Origin of the sequence: Alcaligenes faecalis, assembly GCF_009497775.1 — a bacterium.
GTDB lineage: Bacteria > Pseudomonadota > Gammaproteobacteria > Burkholderiales > Burkholderiaceae_B > Alcaligenes > Alcaligenes faecalis_D.
Genome location: NZ_CP031012.1, coordinates 2520520 through 2543679, shown reverse-complemented (window position 1 = coordinate 2543679; position 23160 = coordinate 2520520). Strand labels below are relative to the sequence as shown.

At 57.0% G+C, this 23160-nt stretch carries 21 protein-coding genes; 19 read left to right on the top strand and 2 right to left on the bottom strand.

Going from position 1 to position 23160, the window contains the following annotated elements; translation table 11 throughout:
* Nucleotides 1-134 precede the first annotated feature (134 nt).
* The 5 genes from alaS (at nucleotide 135) to trmD (ending at nucleotide 4892) form a co-directional block, all read left to right on the top strand.
* Nucleotides 135-2762: an alanine--tRNA ligase gene (gene alaS / locus DUD43_RS11845; RefSeq protein WP_153230445.1), complete on the top strand. Its 2628-nt coding sequence runs from the start codon at nucleotides 135-137 to the stop codon at nucleotides 2760-2762.
* Nucleotides 2762-3016: a sulfurtransferase TusA family protein gene (locus tag DUD43_RS11840; RefSeq protein ID WP_153230444.1), complete on the top strand. Its 255-nt coding sequence runs from the start codon at nucleotides 2762-2764 to the stop codon at nucleotides 3014-3016. The genes alaS and DUD43_RS11840 overlap by 1 nt, the downstream gene beginning before the upstream one ends.
* A gap of 136 nt (nucleotides 3017-3152) precedes the next feature.
* Nucleotides 3153-3413: a 30S ribosomal protein S16 gene (rpsP, locus tag DUD43_RS11835; protein ID WP_009455906.1), complete on the top strand. Its 261-nt coding sequence runs from the start codon at nucleotides 3153-3155 to the stop codon at nucleotides 3411-3413.
* A 32-nt stretch (nucleotides 3414-3445) separates the two neighbouring features.
* Nucleotides 3446-4045, top strand: a complete 600-nt coding sequence (gene rimM / locus DUD43_RS11830) for a ribosome maturation factor RimM (RefSeq protein ID WP_153230443.1) — start codon at nucleotides 3446-3448, stop codon at nucleotides 4043-4045.
* Nucleotides 4046-4133: 88 nt separating this feature from the next.
* Complete coding sequence (gene trmD, locus DUD43_RS11825; RefSeq protein WP_153230442.1) at nucleotides 4134-4892, top strand: tRNA (guanosine(37)-N1)-methyltransferase TrmD; 759 nt, start codon at nucleotides 4134-4136, stop codon at nucleotides 4890-4892.
* Between the two features lie 73 nt (nucleotides 4893-4965).
* On the opposite strand, the gene DUD43_RS11820 is transcribed toward trmD, so the two are convergent.
* Nucleotides 4966-5934, bottom strand: a complete 969-nt coding sequence (locus tag DUD43_RS11820; protein WP_228125780.1) for a DMT family transporter — start codon at nucleotides 5932-5934, stop codon at nucleotides 4966-4968.
* A 76-nt stretch (nucleotides 5935-6010) separates the two neighbouring features.
* On the opposite strand from DUD43_RS11820, the gene DUD43_RS11815 reads away from it, so the two are divergent.
* Nucleotides 6011-6883, top strand: coding sequence for a LysR family transcriptional regulator (locus DUD43_RS11815; protein WP_153230441.1), 873 nt, complete (start codon nucleotides 6011-6013; stop codon nucleotides 6881-6883).
* Between the two features lie 258 nt (nucleotides 6884-7141).
* Here the strand turns inward: DUD43_RS11815 and DUD43_RS11810 are convergent, their stop codons facing one another.
* Nucleotides 7142-9994: a valine--tRNA ligase gene (locus DUD43_RS11810; protein ID WP_153230440.1), complete on the bottom strand. Its 2853-nt coding sequence runs from the start codon at nucleotides 9992-9994 to the stop codon at nucleotides 7142-7144.
* 253 nt (nucleotides 9995-10247) lie between these two features.
* Between DUD43_RS11810 and ndk the strand changes: the two genes are divergently transcribed.
* From ndk to hflC, 13 genes are all read left to right on the top strand, one after another.
* Nucleotides 10248-10673: a nucleoside-diphosphate kinase gene (gene ndk / locus DUD43_RS11805; protein ID WP_009455885.1), complete on the top strand. Its 426-nt coding sequence runs from the start codon at nucleotides 10248-10250 to the stop codon at nucleotides 10671-10673.
* Nucleotides 10674-10821: 148 nt separating this feature from the next.
* Nucleotides 10822-11970 carry a 23S rRNA (adenine(2503)-C(2))-methyltransferase RlmN gene (rlmN, locus tag DUD43_RS11800; protein WP_153230439.1) on the top strand — a complete coding sequence of 383 codons (1149 nt, stop codon included), beginning with the start codon at nucleotides 10822-10824 and terminating at the stop codon, nucleotides 11968-11970.
* Nucleotides 11967-12461 (top strand): helix-turn-helix domain-containing protein, encoded by a 495-nt coding sequence (locus DUD43_RS11795; protein ID WP_153230438.1) that lies wholly within the window; start codon nucleotides 11967-11969, stop codon nucleotides 12459-12461. Before rlmN ends, DUD43_RS11795 begins: the two co-directional genes overlap by 4 nt.
* The gene (gene ispG / locus DUD43_RS11790; RefSeq protein ID WP_153230437.1) at nucleotides 12458-13744 is read left to right on the top strand and encodes a flavodoxin-dependent (E)-4-hydroxy-3-methylbut-2-enyl-diphosphate synthase; all 1287 of its coding nucleotides are present in this window, start codon (nucleotides 12458-12460) and stop codon (nucleotides 13742-13744) included. Before DUD43_RS11795 ends, ispG begins: the two co-directional genes overlap by 4 nt.
* Nucleotides 13745-13786: 42 nt before the next feature.
* Nucleotides 13787-15070, top strand: a complete 1284-nt coding sequence (gene hisS / locus DUD43_RS11785; RefSeq protein ID WP_153230436.1) for a histidine--tRNA ligase — start codon at nucleotides 13787-13789, stop codon at nucleotides 15068-15070.
* A 2-nt stretch (nucleotides 15071-15072) separates the two neighbouring features.
* Nucleotides 15073-15708 carry a YfgM family protein gene (locus DUD43_RS11780; RefSeq protein WP_153230435.1) on the top strand — a complete coding sequence of 212 codons (636 nt, stop codon included), beginning with the start codon at nucleotides 15073-15075 and terminating at the stop codon, nucleotides 15706-15708.
* 3 nt (nucleotides 15709-15711) lie between these two features.
* Nucleotides 15712-16890, top strand: coding sequence for an outer membrane protein assembly factor BamB (bamB, locus tag DUD43_RS11775; protein ID WP_153230434.1), 1179 nt, complete (start codon nucleotides 15712-15714; stop codon nucleotides 16888-16890).
* Nucleotides 16887-18245, top strand: coding sequence for a ribosome biogenesis GTPase Der (der, locus tag DUD43_RS11770; protein WP_153230433.1), 1359 nt, complete (start codon nucleotides 16887-16889; stop codon nucleotides 18243-18245). Before bamB ends, der begins: the two co-directional genes overlap by 4 nt.
* Nucleotides 18245-19327: a histidinol-phosphate transaminase gene (gene hisC / locus DUD43_RS11765; protein WP_153230432.1), complete on the top strand. Its 1083-nt coding sequence runs from the start codon at nucleotides 18245-18247 to the stop codon at nucleotides 19325-19327. The genes der and hisC overlap by 1 nt, the downstream gene beginning before the upstream one ends.
* 116 nt (nucleotides 19328-19443) lie before the next feature.
* A complete protein-coding gene (gene hfq, locus DUD43_RS11760) occupies nucleotides 19444-19680 on the top strand; it encodes an RNA chaperone Hfq (RefSeq protein WP_003799329.1) in 237 nt (78 codons plus the stop codon).
* 78 nt (nucleotides 19681-19758) lie between these two features.
* Entirely contained in the window at nucleotides 19759-20847 is a 1089-nt protein-coding gene (hflX, locus tag DUD43_RS11755) for a GTPase HflX (RefSeq protein ID WP_153230431.1), read from the top strand.
* On the top strand, nucleotides 20831-22147 hold the full coding sequence (gene hflK / locus DUD43_RS11750; protein WP_045930084.1) for an FtsH protease activity modulator HflK: 1317 nt from the start codon (nucleotides 20831-20833) through the stop codon (nucleotides 22145-22147). The genes hflX and hflK overlap by 17 nt, the downstream gene beginning before the upstream one ends.
* A 9-nt stretch (nucleotides 22148-22156) precedes the next feature.
* Complete coding sequence (gene hflC, locus DUD43_RS11745) at nucleotides 22157-23044, top strand: protease modulator HflC (RefSeq protein ID WP_021446479.1); 888 nt, start codon at nucleotides 22157-22159, stop codon at nucleotides 23042-23044.
* Nucleotides 23045-23160 lie beyond the last annotated feature (116 nt).

The following is a 23160-nucleotide window of genomic DNA, read 5'->3' as shown; positions in this document are numbered from 1 at the left end:
TACAGGGAGTGTGGCGTCCTGGCTTCTCACTGCTTTGCCGGGGCGGCAGGTGTTGTGCCAGCGCAGCGCGCGCATGGGCTGCAAGGCTGATCGTCTTATAATAGGCAGTTAAATTTTCCATCGCGTTGCAAGTAATGAAAACCTCAGAAATTCGTCAGAAGTTTCTTTCTTTTTTTGAATCCAAGGGACATCACATCGTTTCCTCGGCTTCGCTGGTGCCAGGCAATGACCCTACCTTGCTGTTCACGAACGCAGGGATGGTGCAGTTCAAAGATGTGTTCACGGGCAAGGAAACCCGCCCCTACAACCGTGCGACCAGCTCTCAGCGCTGTGTTCGTGCCGGTGGCAAACACAATGACCTGGAAAACGTGGGCTACACCGCCCGTCACCACACCTTTTTTGAAATGCTGGGCAACTTCAGCTTTGGCGACTACTTCAAGCAAGACGCCATTCGCTATGCCTGGGAACTGCTGACGACGGTTTACAAGCTGCCTGCAGAAAAACTCTGGGTCACCGTCTACCAGGAAGATGATGAAGCCTACGATATCTGGGCCTCGGAAATTGGGGTGCCCAAAGAGCGCATCATTCGTATCGGTGACAAGGGCGGCGTACGCTACAACTCGGACAACTTCTGGCAGATGGCCGATACCGGTCCCTGTGGCCCTTGCTCGGAAATCTTCTACGACCACGGTGCTGATGTCTGGGGTGGCCCTCCCGGATCGCCTGAAGAAGACGGCGACCGCTACATCGAAGTATGGAACCTGGTGTTCATGCAGTTCGAGCGTTCCGCCGACGGCTCCATGACACCGCTGCCCAAGCCTTGTGTGGACACTGGTATGGGACTGGAGCGTATTTCGGCTGTGCTGCAGCACGTGCACTCCAACTACGAAATCGACCTGTTCCAATCCCTGATTCAGGCCGCCGCACGCGAAACCAAGACCAGCGACCTGAGCAATAACTCGCTCAAGGTGATTGCTGACCACATCCGTGCTTGCAGCTTCCTGATCATTGACGGGGTCATCCCCAGCAATGAAGGCCGTGGCTATGTGCTGCGCCGCATTATTCGTCGTGCCTTGCGTCATGGTCACAAGCTGGGTCAGAAGGGTTTGTTCTTCTACCGCTTGGTACAGGACCTGGGCCTGGCCATGGGCGAAGCCTACCCTGAGCTGATTGCTCAACGCGAACGTATTGAACAAGTACTGCGTCAGGAAGAAGAGCGTTTCAGCGAAACGCTGGAAAACGGCATGCGCATTCTGGAAGGCGCTTTGGCCAACCTGCCAGAGAATGCCAAGCTGGACGGCCAGACGCTGTTCACCTTGTACGACACCTACGGTTTCCCCGTGGACTTGACCGCCGACATCTGCCGCGAGCGTGGCATTGAGGTCGATCTGGACGGTTTTGAAGTTGCCATGGAAAACCAGCGTCAGATGGCACGCGCTTCGGGCAAGTTCAAAACATCCGAAGGCCTGAGCTACTCCGGCGTGCAAACCCGCTTTGATGGTTACACCACCCTGGAAGGCAGCGGCACGGTTACCGCCTTGTATGTGGATGGCACCTCTGTGCAGTCCGTGGCCCAAGGCCAGCAAGCGGTAGTGGTTTTGGATGCCACCCCTTTCTACGCCGAATCCGGTGGTCAGGTGGGTGATGCCGGTATCCTGAGCGATGCCAAGGGCCTGTCCTTTGAAGTGCAGGATACCCAAAAGATTTCCAATCAGGTTTTCGGTCACCAAGGTGTGCTGAACGCTGGCACGCTGACTGTGGGTCAGACTGTTAACGCCCAGGTAGATACCGAGCGTCGTGCGCGTGTGATCCGTAACCACTCGGCCACGCACTTGATGCACAAGGCCTTGCGTCAGGTACTGGGCGGTCACGTGCAACAACGTGGTTCCCTGGTAGACGCTGAAAAAACCCGTTTTGACTTTGCGCACGATGCCGCCATGACAGCCGAGCAAATCGCTCAGGTCGAAGCCATTGTGAACGATCAGGTTCTGGCTAACCAGGCCGTGCAAGCCCAACTGATGTCGTTTGACGACGCCGTCAGTGGCGGTGCCATGGCTTTGTTTGGTGAAAAGTACGGCGACGAAGTGCGCGTACTGGATATTGGTTTCTCGCGCGAGCTGTGCGGTGGTACTCACGTTCAGCGCACGGGCGATATCGGCTTGTTCAAGATTGTCTCGGAAGGCGGTGTAGCCGCTGGCGTGCGCCGTGTTGAAGCCATTACCGGCACCAACAGCCTGCACTGGGTGCAAGCGCAGGAGCGTTTGTTGAACGACGCTTCCGCCAGCCTGCGTACCCAGCCAGAAGGTCTGGTTGCTCGTATCAGCGCCTTGCAAGGTCAGATCAAGGATCTGGAGCGTGAGCGCGAACAAATGCAATCCAAGCTGGCTGCTTCGGCAGGCCAGGATCTGCTGGCTCAAGCCGTACCCTTGAATGACAGCAGCCGTCTGTTGGTGGCCACGCTGCAAGGTGTGGAAGCCAAAGCCTTGCGCGAAATGGCTGATCAGTTGAAGAACAAGCTGCAGTCTGCCGTGATTCTGCTGTCCATTGTGGCCGACGGCAAAGTCAGCCTGGTGGCAGGCGTGACGCCAGACCTGACCTCCAAGGTCAAGGCGGGCGATCTGGTGGGCTTTGTGGCCTCGCAAATGGGCGGGAAGGGCGGTGGTCGTCCTGACATGGCCATGGGCGGCGGTACCGATGCCAGCGTCTTGCCACAGGCCAATGCCTCGGTGCAGGCCTGGGTCGAAAGCAAGTTGGGTGCGTAATGACGATATCCGAGACCGGCGCTTTGCCCAACAGCGATCTGCAGGTGGATGCAAGCGGGCTGAAATGCCCCTTGCCCATCTTGCGTGCCAAGAAAGCCTTGGCACAGCTGGAATCCGGGCAAGTGTTGCAGGTCATCACGACCGATCAGCACGCCATTCAAGATTTTCAGGCTTTTTGTCGCCAAACTGGCAACGAACTGTTGGCTCAAGACCAGCAAGCCGAAAAAACTCTGCATTTTTTACGCCGTCGTTAAGCCGACGGCGGTAGAATACTGCTTTGTCTGTTGCGTATCTAGCACTGAATCTGCTATCTTAGCGTGTTACTTTTGGCATGCTTGCCAGAATAGTGCTAGAATTTTTTGTTTACCTTACACAATAAAGGGATTATCAATGGTGGTAATTCGCTTGGCCCGTGGTGGCTCCAAAAAGCGTCCTTTTTACAACGTAGTAGCCGCCGAGGCGAGCCAACGCCGTGATGGTCGCTTCATCGAACGTCTGGGTTTCTACAACCCCGTAGCTGGCGAAGGTCATGAAAACCTGCGTCTGCAAATGGACCGCGTTAAGCACTTCACCGACAACGGTGCTCAGGTTTCGCCTGCTGTGGCTCGCCTGTTGAAAGAATACTCGGCTAAGGTTGCTTCGGCTGCCTAAGTTGATTCACCTGTTTTTTAGTAGCGTTTAGTGTGAAGCAATCTGCGATTCCTGCTGACCTTGTTGAGCTCGGTCGTATTGTTTCCGCTTATGGTGTGCGTGGTTGGGTCAAGATCCAGCCGCACTCTATGCAGACCAAGGCGCTACTGAATGCAAAAACGTGGTGGTTAAAAACGCCCCGGCCTGAATCTCAGGCGGGCGTTTTTGCGTCTGCGTCACCCAGACAAATACAAACCGCAAAGCAGCATGGTGCAACCATCGTGGCGCAGTTTGAGGGTCTGGATAATCGAGAGCTGGCTCAAGCTCTCAAGGGGCATACCGTTTGGGTATCCCGTGCCGCTTTCCCCAAAGCGGACGAAGACGAATTTTATTGGGTCGATCTGATCGGCTGCCGTTTCTTTGGCGAGCAGGACGGCCAGGCTGAAAGCCTGGGCGAAGTGGTGGAAGTGCTGGATAACGGCGCGCACTCCATTTTGGTCGTGCATCGTGGCTCCTGGGATGCCGAGGGTGTCTTTACACCTGCAAAGGACGAACAGGGCAAGCCGCTGGAAGAGCTGGTTCCCTTTGTGCAAGCCATTGTGCATACGGTGGATATGTCCACCCGCGAACTGCACAGCCACTGGGCGATTTGATCGTTTCAATCCTGCGCACTTGCAGGGCTCTGGCCTGATTGGTCAGGTCTTGTGAAGCGTATCTGCCTTTTTCTCTTGCCGAGTCCTCATGCGATTTGATGCCCTGACCCTGTTCCCGGACATGTTTGATGTGGTCAGCGAGGCTGGTGTTACCGGCCGTGCGCACAAACAGGGCATTTGGCAAATGCGGACCTGGAATCCGCGCGACTACACCACCGATGTGCACCGTACTGTGGACGATCGCCCCTATGGCGGCGGTCCGGGTATGGTCATGCTGGCTGATCCCTTGAATGACGCCCTGGATCAGGCTCTGGCTGATCGTGGTGATAGCCCGGAAGTGATCTTGCTGAGTCCTACAGGGCGACGCTTTGATCAGACTGTGGCTCAGGAACTGGCTCAAGGTCCCGGCGCGGTTCTGGTTTGTGGTCGCTATGAGGGTATCGATCAACGCTTTATTGATGCGCGCATTACCCAGGAGCTCTCTTTGGGTGACTTTGTGCTGTCTGGCGGTGAAATTGCATCACTGGCGATTATTGATAGCGTGATTCGGCTTTTGCCCGGCGTGTTGAATGACGCCGACTCGGCTCGCCAGGATTCTTTCCATGCTGACAATAGCGGCTTGCTGGATAGTCCTCATTACACGCGCCCCGAGGTATACCGAGATCAGGCTGTGCCTGAGGTTTTGATGTCCGGCCATCATGGTCGTATCCAGGCATGGCGGCGTGAGCAATCCCTGCGCTTGACTGCCTTGCGTCGGCCCGAGCTGATCGAGCAGGCCCGTCAGCGTGGTGAGCTTAGCAAGGCAGACGAGCGCTTTTTGGCGTCTCTGGCGGCCTTGGGCGAATAGCCTTGCTTGAATAATTCACTAAACCTTAACGGCCCGTTTTCAAGCGGGCCGTTTTGTATCCAGGCGGCTTTGCTTAGTCGCACTGGCCCAGTTGTAGCCTCGAATGCTTCGCGGGGGTGTCGTCTTTGGCATTTAGTGTTTGCCGTCCCCGGCTCATCAGGGCCATCCCGCTAATCGCCAGCAAACCGCCGCCTATCAAGGATGGGCTCAGGGCTTCTTTAAGCCACAGGTTGGAAAACAGAACACCAAACAAAGGCACCAGCGCCAGATAAGCGCCTGCGGATGTTGCGCCCAGGATCTTCACGCCGTGCATATACCAGGCAAAGGCCAGGGCTGTGGAGCCTAGTGCCAGGGCAAATATGCTGTACCAGGCTTGGGCGGGAACCTGAGTCAGGCCACTCCAGGCAGAGATCCCTTCAATGCTCAGGCTGCTGATGGACAATAAAACTGCACCTATCAGGGTTGTCATGCTGGTAGCGGTCAGGGAGTCCATGGTGGTCAGTACAGTACGGCCTATCAAGGTATAGCTGACCCAACAGAGGGTACAGCCCAGCAGCAGCCATTCGCCTATTCCGTTCTGGTCGGGCATCAAACTGCTGATGGAGCCTGCGCTTAGTGCGTATAAAGCGCCCGAGACGGCCATCACCACACCCAGTCCCATCTTTTTATTGACCGACTCGCGAAACAGCAAAGAGGCCAGAATCAGGATCAGGACTGGATTCAGTGCAACAACCATGGCTGCCTTGCCTGCGGGCACCAGTTTCAGCGCCAGAAGAAAGAAGATCGAATAGCCAAACACCCCAAAGGCAGAGGCATTGAGCAGGCCCAGCCACTCTCTGGAGTCAAGCGTGCGCAGGGTTTTCAGGCGACCGCTCCAGCCCATCCAAAGTAGTAGCACCACGCTGGCTATCAGAAAGCGTAGGCTGGCTGCTGCCAGAGGTGGCATGGCCTGAGCTACAACTCGGCCCCAGGGCCAGGAAGCGCCCCACAGGGCGGACATGCCAATCATGCTTAGGTGTACGGAGTAGTTGGGAGATTTCATTAAATCCACTATGGGGAAGATTTCAGCAGAGGTACTATTTACTTTTATTGCTTCATAGTCGAATGAGTAAACACTCATGACCTTCACCCAACTTGAAATCTTTTCCGTGCTGGCCAGAATCGGCAGCTTTTCTCGGGCAGCCAGTGCTTTGGGAGTTACGCAAAGTGCGGTCAGCCATGCGCTCAAGCAATTGGAAGCTGATCTGGGTGTCTGCCTGTTTGCTCGTGGCCCGGCGGCCGTGGAGCTGACGGAAGTAGGGGCCAGATTGCTGCTGCGTGCCAACGATATCCTGCAGCAGAAAGAGGCCTTGCATCAGGAGGCTTGCTACGAGCAGGGTATTGCCCGTGGCACCTTGCGGATTGCTTCTTTTGGGGCCTCCTCGTCCTTGCATTTGCTACCGCATTTATTGGCTTGCTACAGGCAGACGCATCCCGAAGTGGAGGTGCAGATTGATGAGGGCGTGGATAGTGAAGTGGCGCAGTGGCTGCTGGAACGGCGTGTGGAGCTGGGCTTTGTGATCTTGCCGGATGATCGTTTTGATTCCTTGCCCCTGGCTGAGGATGAGCTGGTGGCGGTGTTGCCTGCCGAGCATCGTTTGGCTGTGTGTGCCCGCGTTTCCGCCAGTGACTTCCATGATCTGCCTTTTATCCGGACGGCGGCAGGTTCTGGTCCGCATGTGGATCAGTTTCTGGCGACAGCAGGAGCGGTTCCCAGGACCTTGTTCCGTTTCGAGCAGTTGTCCTCCATGCTGGGCTTTGTCGCGCAAGGAGTGGCGGTAACCATCGCGGGCAGGCTGGCCTTGCCGGAGCCACCAGAAGGGGTGATTTATCGCAGCCTGGAGCCGTGTAGGCCACGTGAAATAGCGCTGGCCGCCCTGAACTTCGAGCGGCTTTCTCCGGCTGCGCAGGCTTTCTTGCAGATTGCCCGGAAAATGCACCGCAAGAAGTGAGGTGGCAAGGGCAGTTGTGCTTCTTGATGCTGTGCCAGTGCCAGTGCCAGTGCCAGTGTAAGTGTCAGTGCAAGGGCATTCTGTTTTTTTGGGTGTGACTGGTTTGTGTGGTGCTTCTTTGTCCTTTTGTGCTGTATGGGCAAGGAGGAGGCGTCACGCGTGATCAGAGTAGTTCGGTGGCATTGAAGGTAAATAGATGCAAAAAGGCCCTGCACTAGTGCAGGGCCTTTTCTTGTCTTCGGGGCTTAGTTCAAGCGATTAGCCCAGACGATTAAACTGCTGTTTCACCTTGGCCAGCGTTTCACCGAACTGAGCCACGCGCAGGCGCTCCTGTTCGACCACGGCGGCAGGAGCGCGCTCCACAAAGCTGGCGTTGCCCAATTTGCCTTCGGCCTTGCTGATTTCGCCTTGCAGACGTTCGATTTCCTTGGACAGACGGATACGCTCTGCTTCCACGTCAATCTCTACGTGCAGCATCAGCTGGGTTTTGTCGACCACTTGCACGGGAGCGCCGGCATCGGTAGGCAGTTGCTCCACGATGTCCACGCTTTCCAGCTTGCACAAGCTGGCCAGGTAAGGGCTGTTGGCGCTCAGGATGGCGGCGTCACCTTGGGCAACCAGTGGCACGCGCTGGGCGGGCGACAGGTTCATTTCGCCACGTAGGGCGCGAATTGCGTCTACCTGGGCTTTCAGCTCGGCAACCTGGGCTACGGCCTGCTCGTCAATCGCGGCAGGGTTCGCAATTGGGTAGGGCTGGACCGAAATGCTGGTGCTTTCATTGGCGGCACGTTTGCCAGCCACCACCGAGACTTTCTGCCACAGCTCTTCCGTGATGAACGGGATGATGGGGTGCGCCACGCGCAGCACCACTTCCAGCACACGGATCAGGGTACGGCGTGTGCCCAGCTGCTGCTCGGGCGTGCCGCTCTGAATCTGGGTCTTGGCTAGTTCCAGATACCAGTCGCAGTACTCATCCCACACAAAGTGGTAGATGGCGTTGGCAACGTTGTCGAAACGGTAGTCGGCAAAACCGCGCTCGGCATCCTGTTCCAGACCTTGCAGCAGGCTGATGATCCAGCGGTCTGCAAAGCTCAGTTCGGCAGGGGCGTCGGTGTGCAGCTCATGGCCTTCGGTGTTCATCAGCACAAAGCGGGTGGCGTTCCACAGCTTGTTGCAGAAGTTGCGGTAGCCCTCGCAACGCTTCATGTCGAAGTTGATGTTGCGGCCCAGCGTGGCGTAGGCGGCCATGGTAAAGCGCAGCGCGTCCGTACCGAAGGCAGGGATGCCATCGGGGTAGTCTTTCTTGGTGCGTTTGGTGATGCTTTGAGCCTGTTTGGGGTTCATCAGGCCAAAGGTGCGCTTGTGTACCAGGCTTTCCAGGTCGATACCGTCGATCAAATCCACCGGGTCAATGGTATTGCCCTTGGACTTGCTCATCTTCTTGCCTTCCATATCGCACACCAGTCCGTGAACATAGACGGTGTTGAATGGAACGCGGCCGGTCAGGTGCATGCTCATCATGACCATGCGGGCCACCCAGAAGAAAATAATGTCGAAGCCTGTGACCAGCACGCTGGAGGGCAGGTAACGGGCCAGATCCGGGGTTTCTTCAGGCCAGCCCAGATCGGTAAAGGGCACCAGGGCGGAGGAGAACCAGGTGTCCAGCACGTCTTCGTCGCGGCGTAGTGGGCCGGTCACGCCAGCGGCACGGGCTTGCTCCAGAGCATCTTCTTCGGAACGGGCGACAAACAGGCTGCCGTCTTCGGCGTACCAGGCAGGAATCTGGTGGCCCCACCACAGTTGGCGGGAAATGCACCAATCCTGGATATTGTTCAGCCACTGGTTGTAGGTGTTGGACCAGTTGTCGGGGTAGAAGCGCACACGGCCATCGGCCACCACGTCCAGGGCAACCTGGGTGATGCTCTTGCCGGGGTGCAGCGAATTTTCCGGAGCGGGCTTGCTCATGGCCACAAACCACTGGTCGGTCAGCATGGGCTCGATGACCGTATTGGTACGGTCGCCACGTGGCACCATCAGCTTGTGAGGTTTGACCGCTTTCAGCAGGCCCTGGGCTTCCAGGTCGGCCACGATTTGCTTGCGTGCGGCAAAGCGCTCCAGGCCTTGGTAGGCTTCGGGAGCGGTGTCGGCAATATGGGCATCCAGTGTCAGGATGCTGATCATTTCCAGGCCGTGGCGCTGGCCAACAGCGTAGTCATTGAAGTCGTGGGCAGGAGTAACCTTCACCACGCCCGTGCCAAAGGCCGGGTCTACGTAGTCGTCTGCAATGATCGGGATGGAGCGGCCAACCAGGGGCAGGGTCACGGTCTGGCCGATCAGGCTGATATAGCGTTCGTCCTCCGGGTGCACCATCAGGGCAACGTCGCCCAGCATGGTTTCCGGACGGGTGGTGGCCACCGTCAGGTGGGTCAGGCCGCCCTGGGGTGTGGTCAGCGGGTAGCTGATTTCCCACAGATGGCCGTCCTCTTCCTCGCTGACCACTTCCAGGTCAGACACGGCGGTGCCCAGCACGGGGTCCCAGTTCACCAGGCGCTTGCCACGGTAAATCAGGCCTTGCTCGTACAGGCGGACAAAGGTTTCCAGCACGCCACGGGACAGATTGTCGTCCATGGTGAAGTATTCGCGGCTCCAGTCACAGGACGCGCCCAGGCGGCGGAACTGGCCGGTAATGGTATTGCCCGACTTCTCTTTCCACTCCCAGACTTTTTCCAGGAATTTTTCGCGACCCAGGTCGTGGCGGCTGATGTTCTGGGCATCAAGCTGGCGTTCCACAATGATCTGGGTGGCAATCCCGGCGTGGTCGGTGCCGGGAATGTAGACCGTATCGTCGCCTTTCATGCGGTGGTAGCGCGTCAGGCCATCCATGATGGTCTGATTAAAGGCGTGGCCCATGTGCAAAGTCCCGGTGACGTTAGGAGGCGGGGACTGGATCACAAAGGGTTCGGACTGGTGATCACCCAAGGGCTGGACATGTTGGCCACCCTTGAAAAGGTCGGCTTGCTCCCAGCGCGCGTACCAGCGCGTTTCGATTTCCTGGGGTTCAAAGCTCTTGGATAATTGCTCGTCGGAGGTCGTTGCGGATGAGTTGGTCATGGTGATGCGGTCTGCCTGCCCCTTATTGCACGTTCGGTGCCAAATAGGGCGGGACTAATCCTGGGTAAAAAACGAATGTAAGATGCACTATTTTAAGATGTGGCCGTGCGTCTTTGGCGTGGTAAAATGCCGGGTTGCCGTAAATCTGATGAAAGTGCTTGTTTTCATTAAAAAATTTAGCGCGAACCGTCGGATCTGCATTTTGCTTTACGCAGCAAAGACTACACTATATTGTTCTTATTTGGATTTTCACATGGCTATTGAACGCACTCTGTCCATTATCAAGCCCGACGCTGTTGCTAAAAACGTGATCGGTCAGATTATTTCCCGCTTTGAAGGCGCTGGCCTGAAAGTGATCGCTGGTCGCCTGGTTCACCTGTCCCGTGGCGAAGCCGAGCGCTTCTACGGTGTGCACGCCGAGCGTCCTTTCTTCAAGGATCTGGTCGACTTCATGGTTTCCGGTCCTGTATTCGTTCAAGTTCTGGAAGGCGAAGGCGCCATTGCCAAGAACCGCGAACTGATGGGCGCTACCGACCCCAAGAAAGCTGACGCCGGCACCATCCGTGCTGACTTCGCTGAAAGCATCGACGCTAACGCCGTTCACGGTTCCGACGCTCCTGAAACCGCTGCTGTCGAAATCGCTTTCTTCTTCCCAGAGTGCAACGTTTACAGCCGTTAATTCGTTAAACCGCGCAGTACTGGCGGCACTCTGAGCAAGACTTGCCCGGCTCACTGGAATCGGTGTGCCGGGCAAATCCGCAAAAAGGGGCTTTTTTGCATTTACGCAAGAAAGTAATAGCCAGACCGCGTGAAGGTATTATTTTTTTATGTCATCGCTCGAACCTACCAATCTTCTGGGCCTGGGCCCGGAGCAACTTGTTGAACTGGTCGCCCAATGGGGTGGCAAGCCTTTCCGCGCGCGCCAATTGCAGCGCTGGATACACCAGCGTCAACAGGACGATTTTGGGCAGATGACGGACCTGGCGCGCGAGTTCCGCGAACAACTGACAGCCAATTGCGTTGTCACTGCGCCCAGCATGTCGCACGAACATATTTCTACCGACGGCACCCGTAAATGGCTGTTTGATGTAGGCAGCAATAACGCCGTCGAAGCGGTTTTCATTCCCGAGGACGATCGGGGCACCCTGTGTATTTCCAGCCAGGCGGGTTGTACCGTGGCCTGTCCATTCTGCTCCACGGGCTACCAGGGTTTCAACCGCAACCTCACGACCTCTGAAATCATTGGCCAGCTGTGGTTTGCCCGCCGAGCCTTGTTGAATGCGCCGGAAACTGCCCGTATTGGCGATGCCGAGCAAACCAGCACACGTGTCATCAGCAATGTGGTCATGATGGGCATGGGCGAGCCCCTGCTCAATTATGACCAGGTGCTCGGTGCCTTGCGCCTGATGCTCGATGACAATGCCTACGGTCTGTCGCGCCGCCGCGTGACGGTCTCCACCTCCGGGGTGGTGCCCATGATGGATCGTCTGGCCAAAGATTGCCCGGTGGCTCTGGCTGTATCGCTGCACGCGCCCAATGATGCGCTGCGCGACCGTCTGGTGCCGCTGAACAAGAAGTATCCGCTGGCCGAGCTTCTGGATGCCTGTAATCGCTATCTGGAGCACGCCCCGCGTGACTTCATCACGTTTGAATACATCATGCTGGACGGCATCAACGATACCGACCAGCATGCGCAGGAACTGTTGGACATCGCACGCATTGTGCGCTGTAAATTTAATTTGATTCCTTTCAATCCTTTTCCGCAGTCCGGTCTGAAACGCTCCTCAGCTGTACGGGTCAAGCAGTTTGCCCAACGGCTGATGGATGGTGGGGTGGTAACCACAGTGCGCAAGACGCGCGGCGATGATATTGCTGCCGCTTGCGGACAGTTGGCGGGCGATATTCGTGATCGCACCCGTATCGAACAGCGTTTGCCTGATCGTGCTGTTATTCAAATCAAACAGGAACGTGCATGAGCGAGACTCTGGTCCCCTCCAACCAATCGGCTCCAGAAACGGGCTCAGGTGTAGGCCCGACATTGCGTGAGCTGCGTCTGGCGCGATCCTGTACGCTGAACGAAGTCTCCACCCGCCTGAAGTTTTCAGTTCGCCAGCTAGAGGCCCTGGAGGCCCAGGAGTGGGACCAGTTGCCTGGTGGGCAGCCTTTGCGTGGCATGGTGCGCAATTACGCGCGCTTTCTGGAGGCCGACGTATCGGCTGTGCTGGTCATGCTGGAAGCTCAGGTCAGTGATACGGCAGCGCCCAAGCCCGTGCCACGCAATCATTCCGGTGCAGGCTTGTCCAGTGCGGACCTGAGCCTGTATTCCGAATCGCGTGGCGGTTTTGGCTGGATCTGGATTCTTATCATTATTGTTTTGCTGTTGGTAGCCGGTTTTTACGCCATTGATCGGGGCTGGGTTCCCGAAGAGTGGCTGGTGTTCGATTGGCTCAAGGACTTGAAGAAATGACGCAGGGTCCCGAAACTCCCTCTGCTTGCCAACCCTTGCCGGTGGGCGCTCAACCCAAGCGGGTAACGCGCACGGTTGATGTGCGCTGGGGCGATCATGTTGTGAAACTGGGGGGCTCGGCGCCGGTCGTGGTGCAGTCCATGACCAATACGGATACGGTCGATGCCATCGCAACGGCTATTCAGGTCAAGGAGTTGGCGCGTGCCGGTTCCGAACTGGTACGTATTACCGTCAACACCCCGGAAGCCGCGCGTGAAGTCCCGGCTATCCGTGAACAGCTGGACCGCATGGGCGTGAATGTTCCCTTGGTAGGGGACTTTCATTACAACGGCCACAAGCTGCTGGCAGACTTCCCGGAATGTGCGCAAGCCTTGTCCAAGTACCGGATCAATCCGGGCAATATGGGCGGGGGCAAGCGTCGGGACGACAACTTTGCCAAGATGATTGAAATCGCCTGCCGTTACGACAAGGCCGTGCGTATCGGTGTGAATTGGGGCAGTCTGGATCACGAGCTGATGGCCCGCATGATGGACGAGAACAATCAACGGGCACACCCCTGGACGGCTCAGGCTGTCATGCGCGATGCCCTGGTGTTTTCAGCCATCAGCAATGCCCAGCGGGCCGAAGAGCTGGGTCTGGACGGCAAACGTATTGTGCTGTCCTGTAAAGTCAGCCATGTGCAGGATTTGATTACGGTTTATCAGGATTTGTCCTCGCGCTGCGATTACGCCCTGCATCTGGGTTTGACCGAAGCGGGGATGGGCAGCAAGGGTATTGTGGCCTCCACAGCCGCCTTGTCCGTCTTGTTACAGCAAGGCATTGGTGACACCATTCGTATTTCCCTGACGCCCGAACCCGGTGGCGATCGCGCCCGTGAGGTGGTCGTGGCTCAGGAAATCCTGCAGACCATGGGTTTGCGCGCTTTCACCCCTATGGTGGTGGCGTGTCCGGGTTGTGGTCGCACCAGCAGTACGGTATTCCAGGAACTGGCCAACGATATTCAAAGCTATTTGCGTGACCAGATGCCTGTCTGGAAAGATCTGTATCCCGGCGTGGAAACCATGAACGTCGCGGTGATGGGCTGTGTGGTCAATGGTCCGGGGGAAAGCCGCCACGCCGATATCGGCATCAGTTTGCCGGGAACCGGGGAAATCCCTTCGGCACCCGTCTATGTGGATGGCGAGCGGGTGGTGACCCTGAAGGGTGATACTATCGCTCAGGAATTTCAGACCATTGTCCAGAATTACGTTGAGCGCCGCTACGGCAAAACATCAACGGTTTGATCAACACGCTTGTCAGTCTATGGCGAGCAAACCATTAGAATTATGACGCAGCAGTTTCAAAAGCTCCGCGCCCTGACGGGCATGAAAGACACCTTACCGGGTGAAAGCGCACAGTGGGAAGCCCTGGAGGCTCTGGTGCGGGAATGGTTGGCCAGTTATGGCTATCGCAATATGCGTACACCCGTGCTGGAACATACCCAGCTGTTTGCCCGTGGTATTGGCGAAGTCACCGACATTGTCGAAAAGGAAATGTATTCCTTTACCGATTCGCTGAACGGCGACAAGCTCACCATGCGCCCCGAATTTACGGCGGGCATGGTGCGCGCCACTATCGAACATAATCTTTTGTACGATCGTCCTCATCGCGTTTACGCCTTGGGTCCGGTGTTCCGTCACGAGCGCCCGCAGCGTGGCCGCTACCGTCAGTTCCACCAGATCGACGTGGAAGCGCTGGGTCTGCCTGGCCCGGACGTGGATGCCGAGCTGATCGTCATGCTGGCCCGTTTGTGGAAGAAGCTGGGCCTGACGGACATCCGTCTGGAACTGAACTCCCTGGGTCAGGCTGAAGAACGTGCCGCTCACCGTGCGGCCTTGATCGAACACCTGGAAGCTCACAAGGACGTGCTGGACGAAGAAGCCCAGCGTCGCATGTACACCAACCCCTTGCGCGTGCTGGATACCAAGAATCCGGCCATGCAGGAAATGGCCAATGCCGCTCCACGCCTGTTCGACTTCCTGGGTGAAGAGTCTCGTGCTCACTTCCAGGGCGTGTGCGATCGTCTGGATGATGCCGGTATTGCCTACACATTGAACCCGCGTCTGGTGCGTGGTCTGGATTACTACAACTTGACCGTGTTCGAGTGGGTAACGGATCGCCTGGGTGCGCAAGGTACGGTGTGCGGCGGTGGCCGTTACGACGGCCTGATCGAATTGATGGGTGGCAAGCCTTCACCCGCCGTGGGCTTTGCCATTGGTATGGAGCGCTTGCTGGACCTGTGCTCTCAAGATGGCGAGCAGGCGGCCATCCCCGAATGCCAGGTTTATATGGTTCACCAGGGCGAGGCAGCCCAGCGCAAGGCGTCGCTGTTGGCCGAGCAATTGCGTGATGCCGGTTTGCAGGTGATTGTCCATGCAGGCTCCAGCGGCTTCAAGTCCCAGTTCAAACGGGCTGATGCCAGTGGCGCGCAGGCCGCCGTTATTTTGGGTGACGACGAACTCCAAAAAGAACAGGCCAGTGTGAAATGGTTGCGTGCTGCGGATGGCGCCGAGCAGCAACAGTCTGTTGATTTTTCTGAACTCGCCAGTGTTTTGTCAGCAAGGATTTGAGCATGGCCTACGATCTTGAAGAACAGGAAAAACTAGATGCCATGCGGGCATGGTGGGACCGCTGGGGCACCTTGTGCATCGTGCTGGCGTTTGCCGCTTTGGCGGCGGTAGCAGGCTGGCGCGGTTGGCAGTGGTACCAGGGCCATCAGGCAGGTCAGGCCATGGGTTACTTTGAGGCGCTGGAAAGCGCGGCTGCCCAGACCGGCGAAGAGGCCGATGCCCGCGTGCTGGCAGCCAGCACAACCTTGCGTAACGATTTCCCCAAATCCGGCTACACCTCTCGTGGTGTCCTGCTGGCTGCCCAGGCTTTGCAGCAACGCGGCAATCTGACGCCTGCTCGTGAGCAACTGGAGTGGATGGTCAAAACCAACCACGACCCAGCCCTGACTCCGCTGGCACGTCTGCGTCTGGCCGGTATCTTGCTGGAACAAAAGAATTACGATGATGCCTTGGCTCAGCTGACTAACCCTCCTGCCAGCTTTGCCGGTCTGTTTGCAGATCGCAAAGGCGATATTCTAGCCGCTCAAGGACAGAACGATGCAGCGCGCGATGCCTGGAAACAGGCCGTGGAGCTGCTCAAGCAAGACCCCATTTCGCAGTTGGTACAGATCAAACTTGATGCCCTGGCAGGAGCTTAATTCATGTCTCTTCCTACTATTCGCAAATCCCCATCCTCTGCCATGCGTGTCCTGCGCTTGAGCGCTCTGGCTCTGAGCCTGACTGCTTTGGCCGGTTGCTCCATGTTTTCCAGCAAGGATCCGCGTTTTGAACCCACGCCCTTGACGGAATACACCCCCGGTGTGGCCGCCAAGATCAGCTGGAGCACCTCTATTGGTAGCGGTGCAGATTCGGGCTTTGCACCGCAAGTCAGCGGCTCTTCGGTTTACGCCGCATCGGTCTCGGGTCAGGTCAGCAAGGTGGATCTGGATACCGGCCGCGTGCAGTGGTCGACCAACGCCGGCACGAAGTTGACGGCTGGTGCAGGTTCGGACGGCGTAGTCACTGCCGTGGCGTCGGTGGACGGCAACGTGATTGCGTTTGACGACTCGGGCAAGGAATTGTGGCGCAGCCGTAGCAGCAGCGCCGTGAACGTGCCTCCTGCTGTCGGTGCCGGTGTGGTTGTGGCGCGTACCAGCGACTACCGCCTGCAAGCTTTCGACGCCAGCACAGGCGATCTGCGCTGGAGCCTGCAGCGCCCCGGTCCAGCCTTGTCGCTGAAAACCAGCATGCAAATGCGCATCATCGACGGCTTGTTGCTGGCAGGCATGCCCAATGGCCGTTTGATGGCGATTGATGCGGCTCAAGGTCATCTGGTGTGGGAAGGCAGTATTTCTGTCTCCCGCGGCGCGACCGACCTGGAGCGCATTAATGACGTCGTGGGTGCTCCCCAGGTCGTCGATCCCCTGCTGTGCGGTGCAACCTACCAAGGTCGCGTTGCCTGCTTTGACGTCTCCCAAGGTGGGCGTCTGGTGTGGGATAGGGAATTTTCGGCCGGTACCGGTATCGCAGCGGACAACCATATGTTGTATGCCGCCAATAGCCGCGACCAGATTGAAGCGTTTGCCATGACAGACGGGCAAACCATCTGGACGCAGAATGCTTTGCGTAACCGTGGTCTGGCTCCTTTGGCCGTCATGCCCCAGGCGCTTGCCGCCGGTGACATGGAAGGCTATGTTCACTTTCTATCGCGACTGGACGGCACCTTGTTGGGCCGGGTCAGTGTCGGCGGTGGTGCCATTGTGTCGCCTTTGATCGGAACCCCGCGCGGGGTCCTGGTCCAGACCGGCAATGGTAATTTGGTCTTGGTTGGAATCAATTGAAAAGCGTTTCTTTTAAGCCCGTAGTGGCTTTGGTCGGTCGGGCCAACGTTGGCAAGTCCACTTTGTTCAACCGCCTGACGCGCTCGCGCGCGGCTCTGGTGGCGAACTTCCCTGGTCTGACCCGCGACCGTCATTACGGCGAAGGCCGGGTTGGCAGCCGTCCCTATATCGTGGTCGATACGGGCGGTTTCGAGCCCGTGGCCAAAACCGGCATGTTGCTGGAGATGGCTCGCCAGACCCAGCAAGCGATTGCCGAAGCCGATGTGGTCGTGTTTCTGGTCGATGCCCGTGAAGGCGTCAATGCACTGGATCTGGAAATTGCGCAGCTGCTGCGCAAGCTGGGTCAGAAAGTGCTGCTGGCCGTCAACAAGGCCGAAGGCATGCGTTACGAGGCCGGTGGCGTGGAATTCCACGAACTGGGCCTGGGCCAGCCTTACCTGATCTCCGCTTCCCACGGCGACGGCGTGGAAGAGCTGATCAATCTGGCGCTGGAGCAAGTGCCAAACCCTGAGCCTGAAGATGAAGGCCAGGACGATGATGAATTTCAGCACCGCATCAAGCTGGCGATTGTGGGCCGCCCCAACGTGGGCAAATCCACCCTGATCAATACCCTGGTGGGTGAAGATCGCGTGATTGCGTTTGACCAGCCCGGTACGACGCGTGATGCCATTGAAATCGAGTTCGAACGCAATGGGGTGGAATACACCCTGATCGACACCGCCGGTTTGCGCAAGCGCGGCAAGGTGTTTGAAGCGGTTGAAAAATTCTCCGTTATCAAGACCCTGCAGGCGATTGAAGCGTGTAACGTGGTCTTGCTGATGATTGACGCGCACACGGAGATTTCTGACCAGGACGCCAGCATTGCGGGCTTCGTGGTTGAAACCGGCCGTGCGCTGGTGGTGGGCATCAACAAGTGGGATGGTCTGGACGAGTACCAGCGCGAGTGGATCAAGCGCGAGTTCGATCGCAAATTGCGCTTCCTTAACTTCGCCAAGATGCATACCTTGTCGGCGCTGAAAGGGCAGGGGATCAATCCTTTGCTCAAGTCGGTCAATGCCGCGCATGCCGCTGCCTTCTCCAAGCTGTCTACCCCCAAGCTCACTCGCGTCATGCAAGAAGCGGTGGAACAGCAACAGCCGCCGCGCAAGGGCATTTTCCGTCCCAAGTTGCGGTATGCTCACCAAGGTGGCATGAACCCGCCGATCGTGGTGATTCACGGCAATGCCCTGGATGCCATTTCGGACAGTTATCGCCGTTATCTGGAGACGCGTTTTCGCGAGGCCTTCAAGCTGGAAGGCACGCCTTTGCGCATCGAATTCAAATCATCTAAAAACCCTTATCTGAAGGACGCGTAATGAGCCGTTTGTGGAGTGATCATGTAGCGGGGCTTTCACCCTATGTACCGGGTGAGCAGGTCAAGCTGGATAACCTCTTGAAGCTGAACACAAACGAACATCCTTTCGGTCCGTCGCCCAAAGCGCTGGAAGCGATCCGCCAGGCGGCGACCGATGATTTGCGTCTTTACCCTTCCTACAGCGCGCAGGAACTGCGTGACGCGGTGGCGCACAACCACGGCGTGAAAGCCAATAATGTCTTTTTGGGCAATGGCTCGGACGAAGTGCTGGCCCATGTGTTCAGCGCCTTGTTCCTGCGTGGCGTGCGTCCGGTCCTGCTGCCCGATATCACCTACAGCTTCTACACCACCTACTGTTCGTACTTCGGTGTGCCCGCTGATATCGTGCCGCTGCGCGAAGACTTCACGCTGAATGTGCAGGACTATGTGCGCAAGCGCAGCCTGCCACCTGCCGGCATTATTTTCGCCAACCCCAATGCGCCTACCGGGATTCCCTTGTCCTTGGCTGACATTGAAACCATCCTGGCCGCCAACCCTGACACCACTGTGGTGGTGGACGAGGCTTACGTCGATTTCGGCGGCACGTCCTCGGTCAGCCTGCTGGAAAAGTACGACAACCTGGTGGTCATCCAAACCATGTCCAAGTCGCGTGCTCTGGCCGGTTTGCGTGTGGGTTATGCCTTGGCCAGCGCCGATATCATTCAGGCCCTGGAGCGCGTGAAAGACAGCTTCAACTCCTATCCCATGGACACCATCGCCCAGGTGGGTGCCGTGGCTTCCTTGAAGGATACGGAGTATTTTGATCGTCAATGCCAGGCGGTGATTGATGCGCGCGAGCAATTGCGTGCCGATCTGGAACAGCTGGGTTTCGAGATTTTGCCCTCGAAAGCGAACTTTTTGATGGCAACTCACCCTAAACATTCGGCAGCTGGTATTCAGCAAGCCTTGCGTGAACAGGGGATTCTGGTTCGCCACTTCCGCCAGCCACGCATTGAGCAGTACTTACGTATTACGGTAGGATCGCCCGAGCAATGTGCCCGACTGTGCAACAGTTTGCGGCAGATTTTAGGGCAAGGCGCCTGATATACACCTATTAGATAAAAATCTCCAGTTTGGAACGTGCGGATTCAGGGAAAACCCGGTAAAGTAGTGGGATTCGCTTCCATTTCTGGAAAAACAACATAACCGGAGCCTCACCAATGAGCAATAAAGGGCAAATTCTACAAGACCCGTTTTTGAACGCGCTGCGCAAGGAGCATATCCCTGTGTCGATCTACCTGGTCAACGGCATCAAGCTGCAAGGTCAGATCGAGTCCTTCGATCAGTATGTCGTACTGCTGCGCAATACAGTCACTCAAATGGTGTATAAGCACGCGATCTCTACCGTCGTTCCTGCACGCCCCGTTACTTTGGCTGCGGATGAGCAGGCTGAATAAATCCTCACCCAGTTCTTTGTACTCTGAAAGACCCGTCTCGCGGTGCCCGCGGGCGGGTCTTTGTTTCTGGAGCAAGCGTTGAAGGCACTGGTAATTAGTGTGGATATGGGCGAGCTGGACTACAAGGCCCATGCCGAAGAGTTCGTCATGCTGGCCGAAGGGGCAGGCGCCCAGATTATGGAACTGATGGTCGTGCGTCGTTCCCGCCCGGATTCTGCCTACTACATCGGTACAGGCAAGCTGGAAGAGGCCGTCGCCCTGGCCAAGGCAACCGGCGCTGAAGTGGTGCTGTTTGACCATGCCTTGAGCCCGGCTCAGCAGCGTAACCTGGAGCGCAAGCTGGAACTGCGCGTGGTTGACCGGGTTGCCCTGATTCTGGATATTTTTGCCCTGCGTGCGCAAAGTCACGAAGGTAAATTGCAGGTCGAGCTGGCTCAGTTGCAGCACCTGACTTCCCGATTGACCCGTATGTGGACTCACCTGGAGCGCCAGAAGGGTGGTATCGGCATGCGTGGTCCAGGTGAATCACAGCTGGAAATGGACCGCCGGATGATTGGCGACAAGGTCCGTACCTTGCGTGAGCGCCTGGCCAAGGTGCAGCGTCAGCGCAGCACCCAGCGTCGTGCCCGTTCTCGTAGCGGTACCTTGTCGGTGTCACTGGTGGGCTATACCAACACGGGTAAATCCACCTTGTTCAACGCCTTGACCCGTGCGGATGCCTACGCAGCTGACCAGTTATTTGCTACCTTGGATACCACCACGCGTCGTATCTGGATTGAAGGGGCAGGGCAGGTCGTGATTTCGGATACGGTGGGTTTCATTCGTGAATTGCCACCGACCTTGATTGCTGCTTTCCGGGCCACTTTGGAAGAGACCGTCCATGCAGATTTATTGCTGCATGTGGTCGATGCGGCCAACCCTCAACGCGATGAACAAATCGCTGAAGTTCATAAGGTTCTGGAGGACATCGGGGCCCATGAAATACCTCGCATTTTGGTCTATAACAAAATTGACCAAGCTGGCTACGAGCCACGGGTAGAGCGGGACGAACATGGTACTATTGCCCGAGTCTTTGTTAGCGCTTTAGAGCGCATCGGATTGGATGGCTTGCGTACAGCAATCGTCGAATCAGGTCATTTCGCGGAAAACAATGCGTCTGAACAATAAAATATTCAATCTCAATGATCCCGGTTGGGGACGAGACAGTGGCAAAAACGGTTCCGAGCCACCTCGCCGCCCCGAGAAACAAGATGGCCCGCCTGACCTCGACGAGGTATGGCGTGACTTCAACAGTCGCTTGGGATCTTTATTTGGCAAAAAGGGACGTCGTTCCCCTCCTGGTGGCATGCCTCCAGGTAGCGGTAATGGGCCCTCCATCCCTAAGGGCTCGCCCAAGCTGCTGATTATCGGTGGCGTGGTGGCAGTCGGCCTGTGGATGGCCAGTGGCTTTACCATCGTGCAGGAAGGTCAGGTTGCCGTGGTGACTCGTTTTGGCGAGTACACTAAAACCCTGAATCCCGGTCTGCAATGGCGTTGGCCCGCTCCCATCGAAGATCACCAAACCGTCAATATTTCCCAGTTGCGTACCTTCGAGGTGGGCTACCGCGGAAGTGCGCGCAATAAAGTCCTGCCTGAGTCCCTGATGCTGACAACCGACGAAAACATCGTTGATATGCAGTACGTGGTTCAGTATCGCTTGTTGCCTACTGGTGCGCCGGACTACCTGTTCAACACCAATAATCCGGACGAATCCGTACGTCAGGCGGCAGAAACCGCCATGCGTGAAGTTGTGGGCAAACAGCCTATGGACTCCGTACTGTATTCCGGCCGTACACAGATTGCCTCGGACGTGCAGCAACTGGCTCAGTCCATTCTGGATCGTTACCGTACTGGTATTCAGATCAGTACCGTGGCGATCCAGAACGTGCAGCCGCCCGAGCAGGTTCAAGCGGCTTTTGACGATGCCGTCAAGGCCGGCCAGGACCGTGAACGTCAGATCAACGAAGGTCAGGCTTATGCCAACAAGGTATTGCCCGAAGCCGCTGGTCAAGTGGCACGCATGATGCAGGAGTCCGAAGGTTACAAGGCTCGTGTGATCGGTGATGCCAAGGGTGACACTGCACGTTTCGGCAGCGTCGAGGCCGAGTACGTGAAGGCTCCGGGTGTAACGCGGGATCGTCTGTACCTGTCCACGATTCAGGAAATCCTGGAGAGCACCAGCAAGGTACTGGTTGATACCCGTAGCGATAACAACATGATCTATCTGCCTTTGGACAAGATCGTGCGTCAGGTGGGCAGCCGTACCGATATGGAGCCATCCGCTCCTGTCGCCTCGGCCGCTTCGCAAGGACAGATCAGCCGTCCAGCTCCGGCTGCGGCACCTAAAGCGCCTGCGCCAGCCAATCCAGCCGGTCTGGATACCTCGCTGGGCTCTTTGGTCAGTCCTTATTCCCCATACGCACGCTAGGAGAGCTTGATGCAACGTTTATTTCCTGCTCTGGTGGCCCTGGCGGTAATTGTCGGTTTGCTGCTGTCTTCCGTATTTATCGTGCGTGAGCGCGATGCGGCTCTGGTTTTTGCCCTGGGTGAAGTGCGCGGTACCATTACTACCCCCGGCCTGTACTTCAAACTGCCGCCACCCTTTGAAAATGTGGTGTTCCTGGACAAGCGTCTGCAGACGATTGAAACCAAGGATCCCGAGCGTATTCAGACGGCTGAAAAGAAAAACCTGCTGATCGACTCCTACGTCAAATGGCGTATTTCCGATCCGCGCCTGTTTTACGTGACGTTTGGCGCAACGGACCGTGGTGCTGTGGAACGATTGCAGGCCCAGATTCGTGACGCCCTGAACGCCTCGGTGAACGTACGCACGGTGAAAGAAGTGGTTTCTACCGAGCGTGATGCCATCATGCGCGAAGTGCTGACCGCTGTTGAAGCGCGTGCCCGTCCTTTGGGTGTGGAAGTGATTGACGTGCGTTTGCGTCGTATCGACTTCGCTCCCGAGATTTCGGAATCGGTTTACCGTCGTATGGAAGCCGAACGTACACAAGAAGCCAACCGTTTGCGTGCAACCGGTGCTGCTGAAAGTGAGCGTATCCGTGCCGAAGCCGAACGTCAGCGTGAAGAGTTGCTGGCCGACGCTTACGCTCAGGCCCAGGCCATTCGTGGTCAGGGTGATGGTGAAGCCGCCGCCATTTACTCCGATAGCTATGGCAAGAACCCCGAGTTCTACCGTTTCTACCGCAGCCTGGAAGCCTACCGCAGTGCTTTCAGCAAACAGACCGATACACTGGTCATCAGCCCTGACTCTGATTTCTTCAAGTATTGGGGCAAGCAAGGATCACCCGCAGCACCTGCGAACTGATCCCCGCTAGAGAACTTAGGGCCGTTGGGTGTTCCACCCGCGGCCCTGATCGTTTATACTAGCGTGTAAGTTACTAACACCACTTCGCATGCGACTTAGGCGGCTTACAGGCCCCA

Coding starts and splice junctions, on each gene's coding strand:
- alaS (WP_153230445.1), top strand. CDS start 135: ATGAAAACCTCAGAAATTCGTCAGAAGTTTCTTTCTTTTTTTGAATCC.
- DUD43_RS11840 (WP_153230444.1), top strand. CDS start 2,762: ATGACGATATCCGAGACCGGCGCTTTGCCCAACAGCGATCTGCAGGTG.
- rpsP (WP_009455906.1), top strand. CDS start 3,153: ATGGTGGTAATTCGCTTGGCCCGTGGTGGCTCCAAAAAGCGTCCTTTT.
- trmD (WP_153230442.1), top strand. CDS start 4,134: ATGCGATTTGATGCCCTGACCCTGTTCCCGGACATGTTTGATGTGGTC.
- DUD43_RS11820 (WP_228125780.1), bottom strand. CDS start 5,934: ATGAAATCTCCCAACTACTCCGTACACCTAAGCATGATTGGCATGTCC.
- DUD43_RS11815 (WP_153230441.1), top strand. CDS start 6,011: ATGACCTTCACCCAACTTGAAATCTTTTCCGTGCTGGCCAGAATCGGC.
- DUD43_RS11810 (WP_153230440.1), bottom strand. CDS start 9,994: ATGACCAACTCATCCGCAACGACCTCCGACGAGCAATTATCCAAGAGC.
- ndk (WP_009455885.1), top strand. CDS start 10,248: ATGGCTATTGAACGCACTCTGTCCATTATCAAGCCCGACGCTGTTGCT.
- rlmN (WP_153230439.1), top strand. CDS start 10,822: ATGTCATCGCTCGAACCTACCAATCTTCTGGGCCTGGGCCCGGAGCAA.
- DUD43_RS11795 (WP_153230438.1), top strand. CDS start 11,967: ATGAGCGAGACTCTGGTCCCCTCCAACCAATCGGCTCCAGAAACGGGC.
- ispG (WP_153230437.1), top strand. CDS start 12,458: ATGACGCAGGGTCCCGAAACTCCCTCTGCTTGCCAACCCTTGCCGGTG.
- hisS (WP_153230436.1), top strand. CDS start 13,787: ATGACGCAGCAGTTTCAAAAGCTCCGCGCCCTGACGGGCATGAAAGAC.
- DUD43_RS11780 (WP_153230435.1), top strand. CDS start 15,073: ATGGCCTACGATCTTGAAGAACAGGAAAAACTAGATGCCATGCGGGCA.
- bamB (WP_153230434.1), top strand. CDS start 15,712: ATGTCTCTTCCTACTATTCGCAAATCCCCATCCTCTGCCATGCGTGTC.
- hisC (WP_153230432.1), top strand. CDS start 18,245: ATGAGCCGTTTGTGGAGTGATCATGTAGCGGGGCTTTCACCCTATGTA.
- hfq (WP_003799329.1), top strand. CDS start 19,444: ATGAGCAATAAAGGGCAAATTCTACAAGACCCGTTTTTGAACGCGCTG.
- hflK (WP_045930084.1), top strand. CDS start 20,831: ATGCGTCTGAACAATAAAATATTCAATCTCAATGATCCCGGTTGGGGA.
- hflC (WP_021446479.1), top strand. CDS start 22,157: ATGCAACGTTTATTTCCTGCTCTGGTGGCCCTGGCGGTAATTGTCGGT.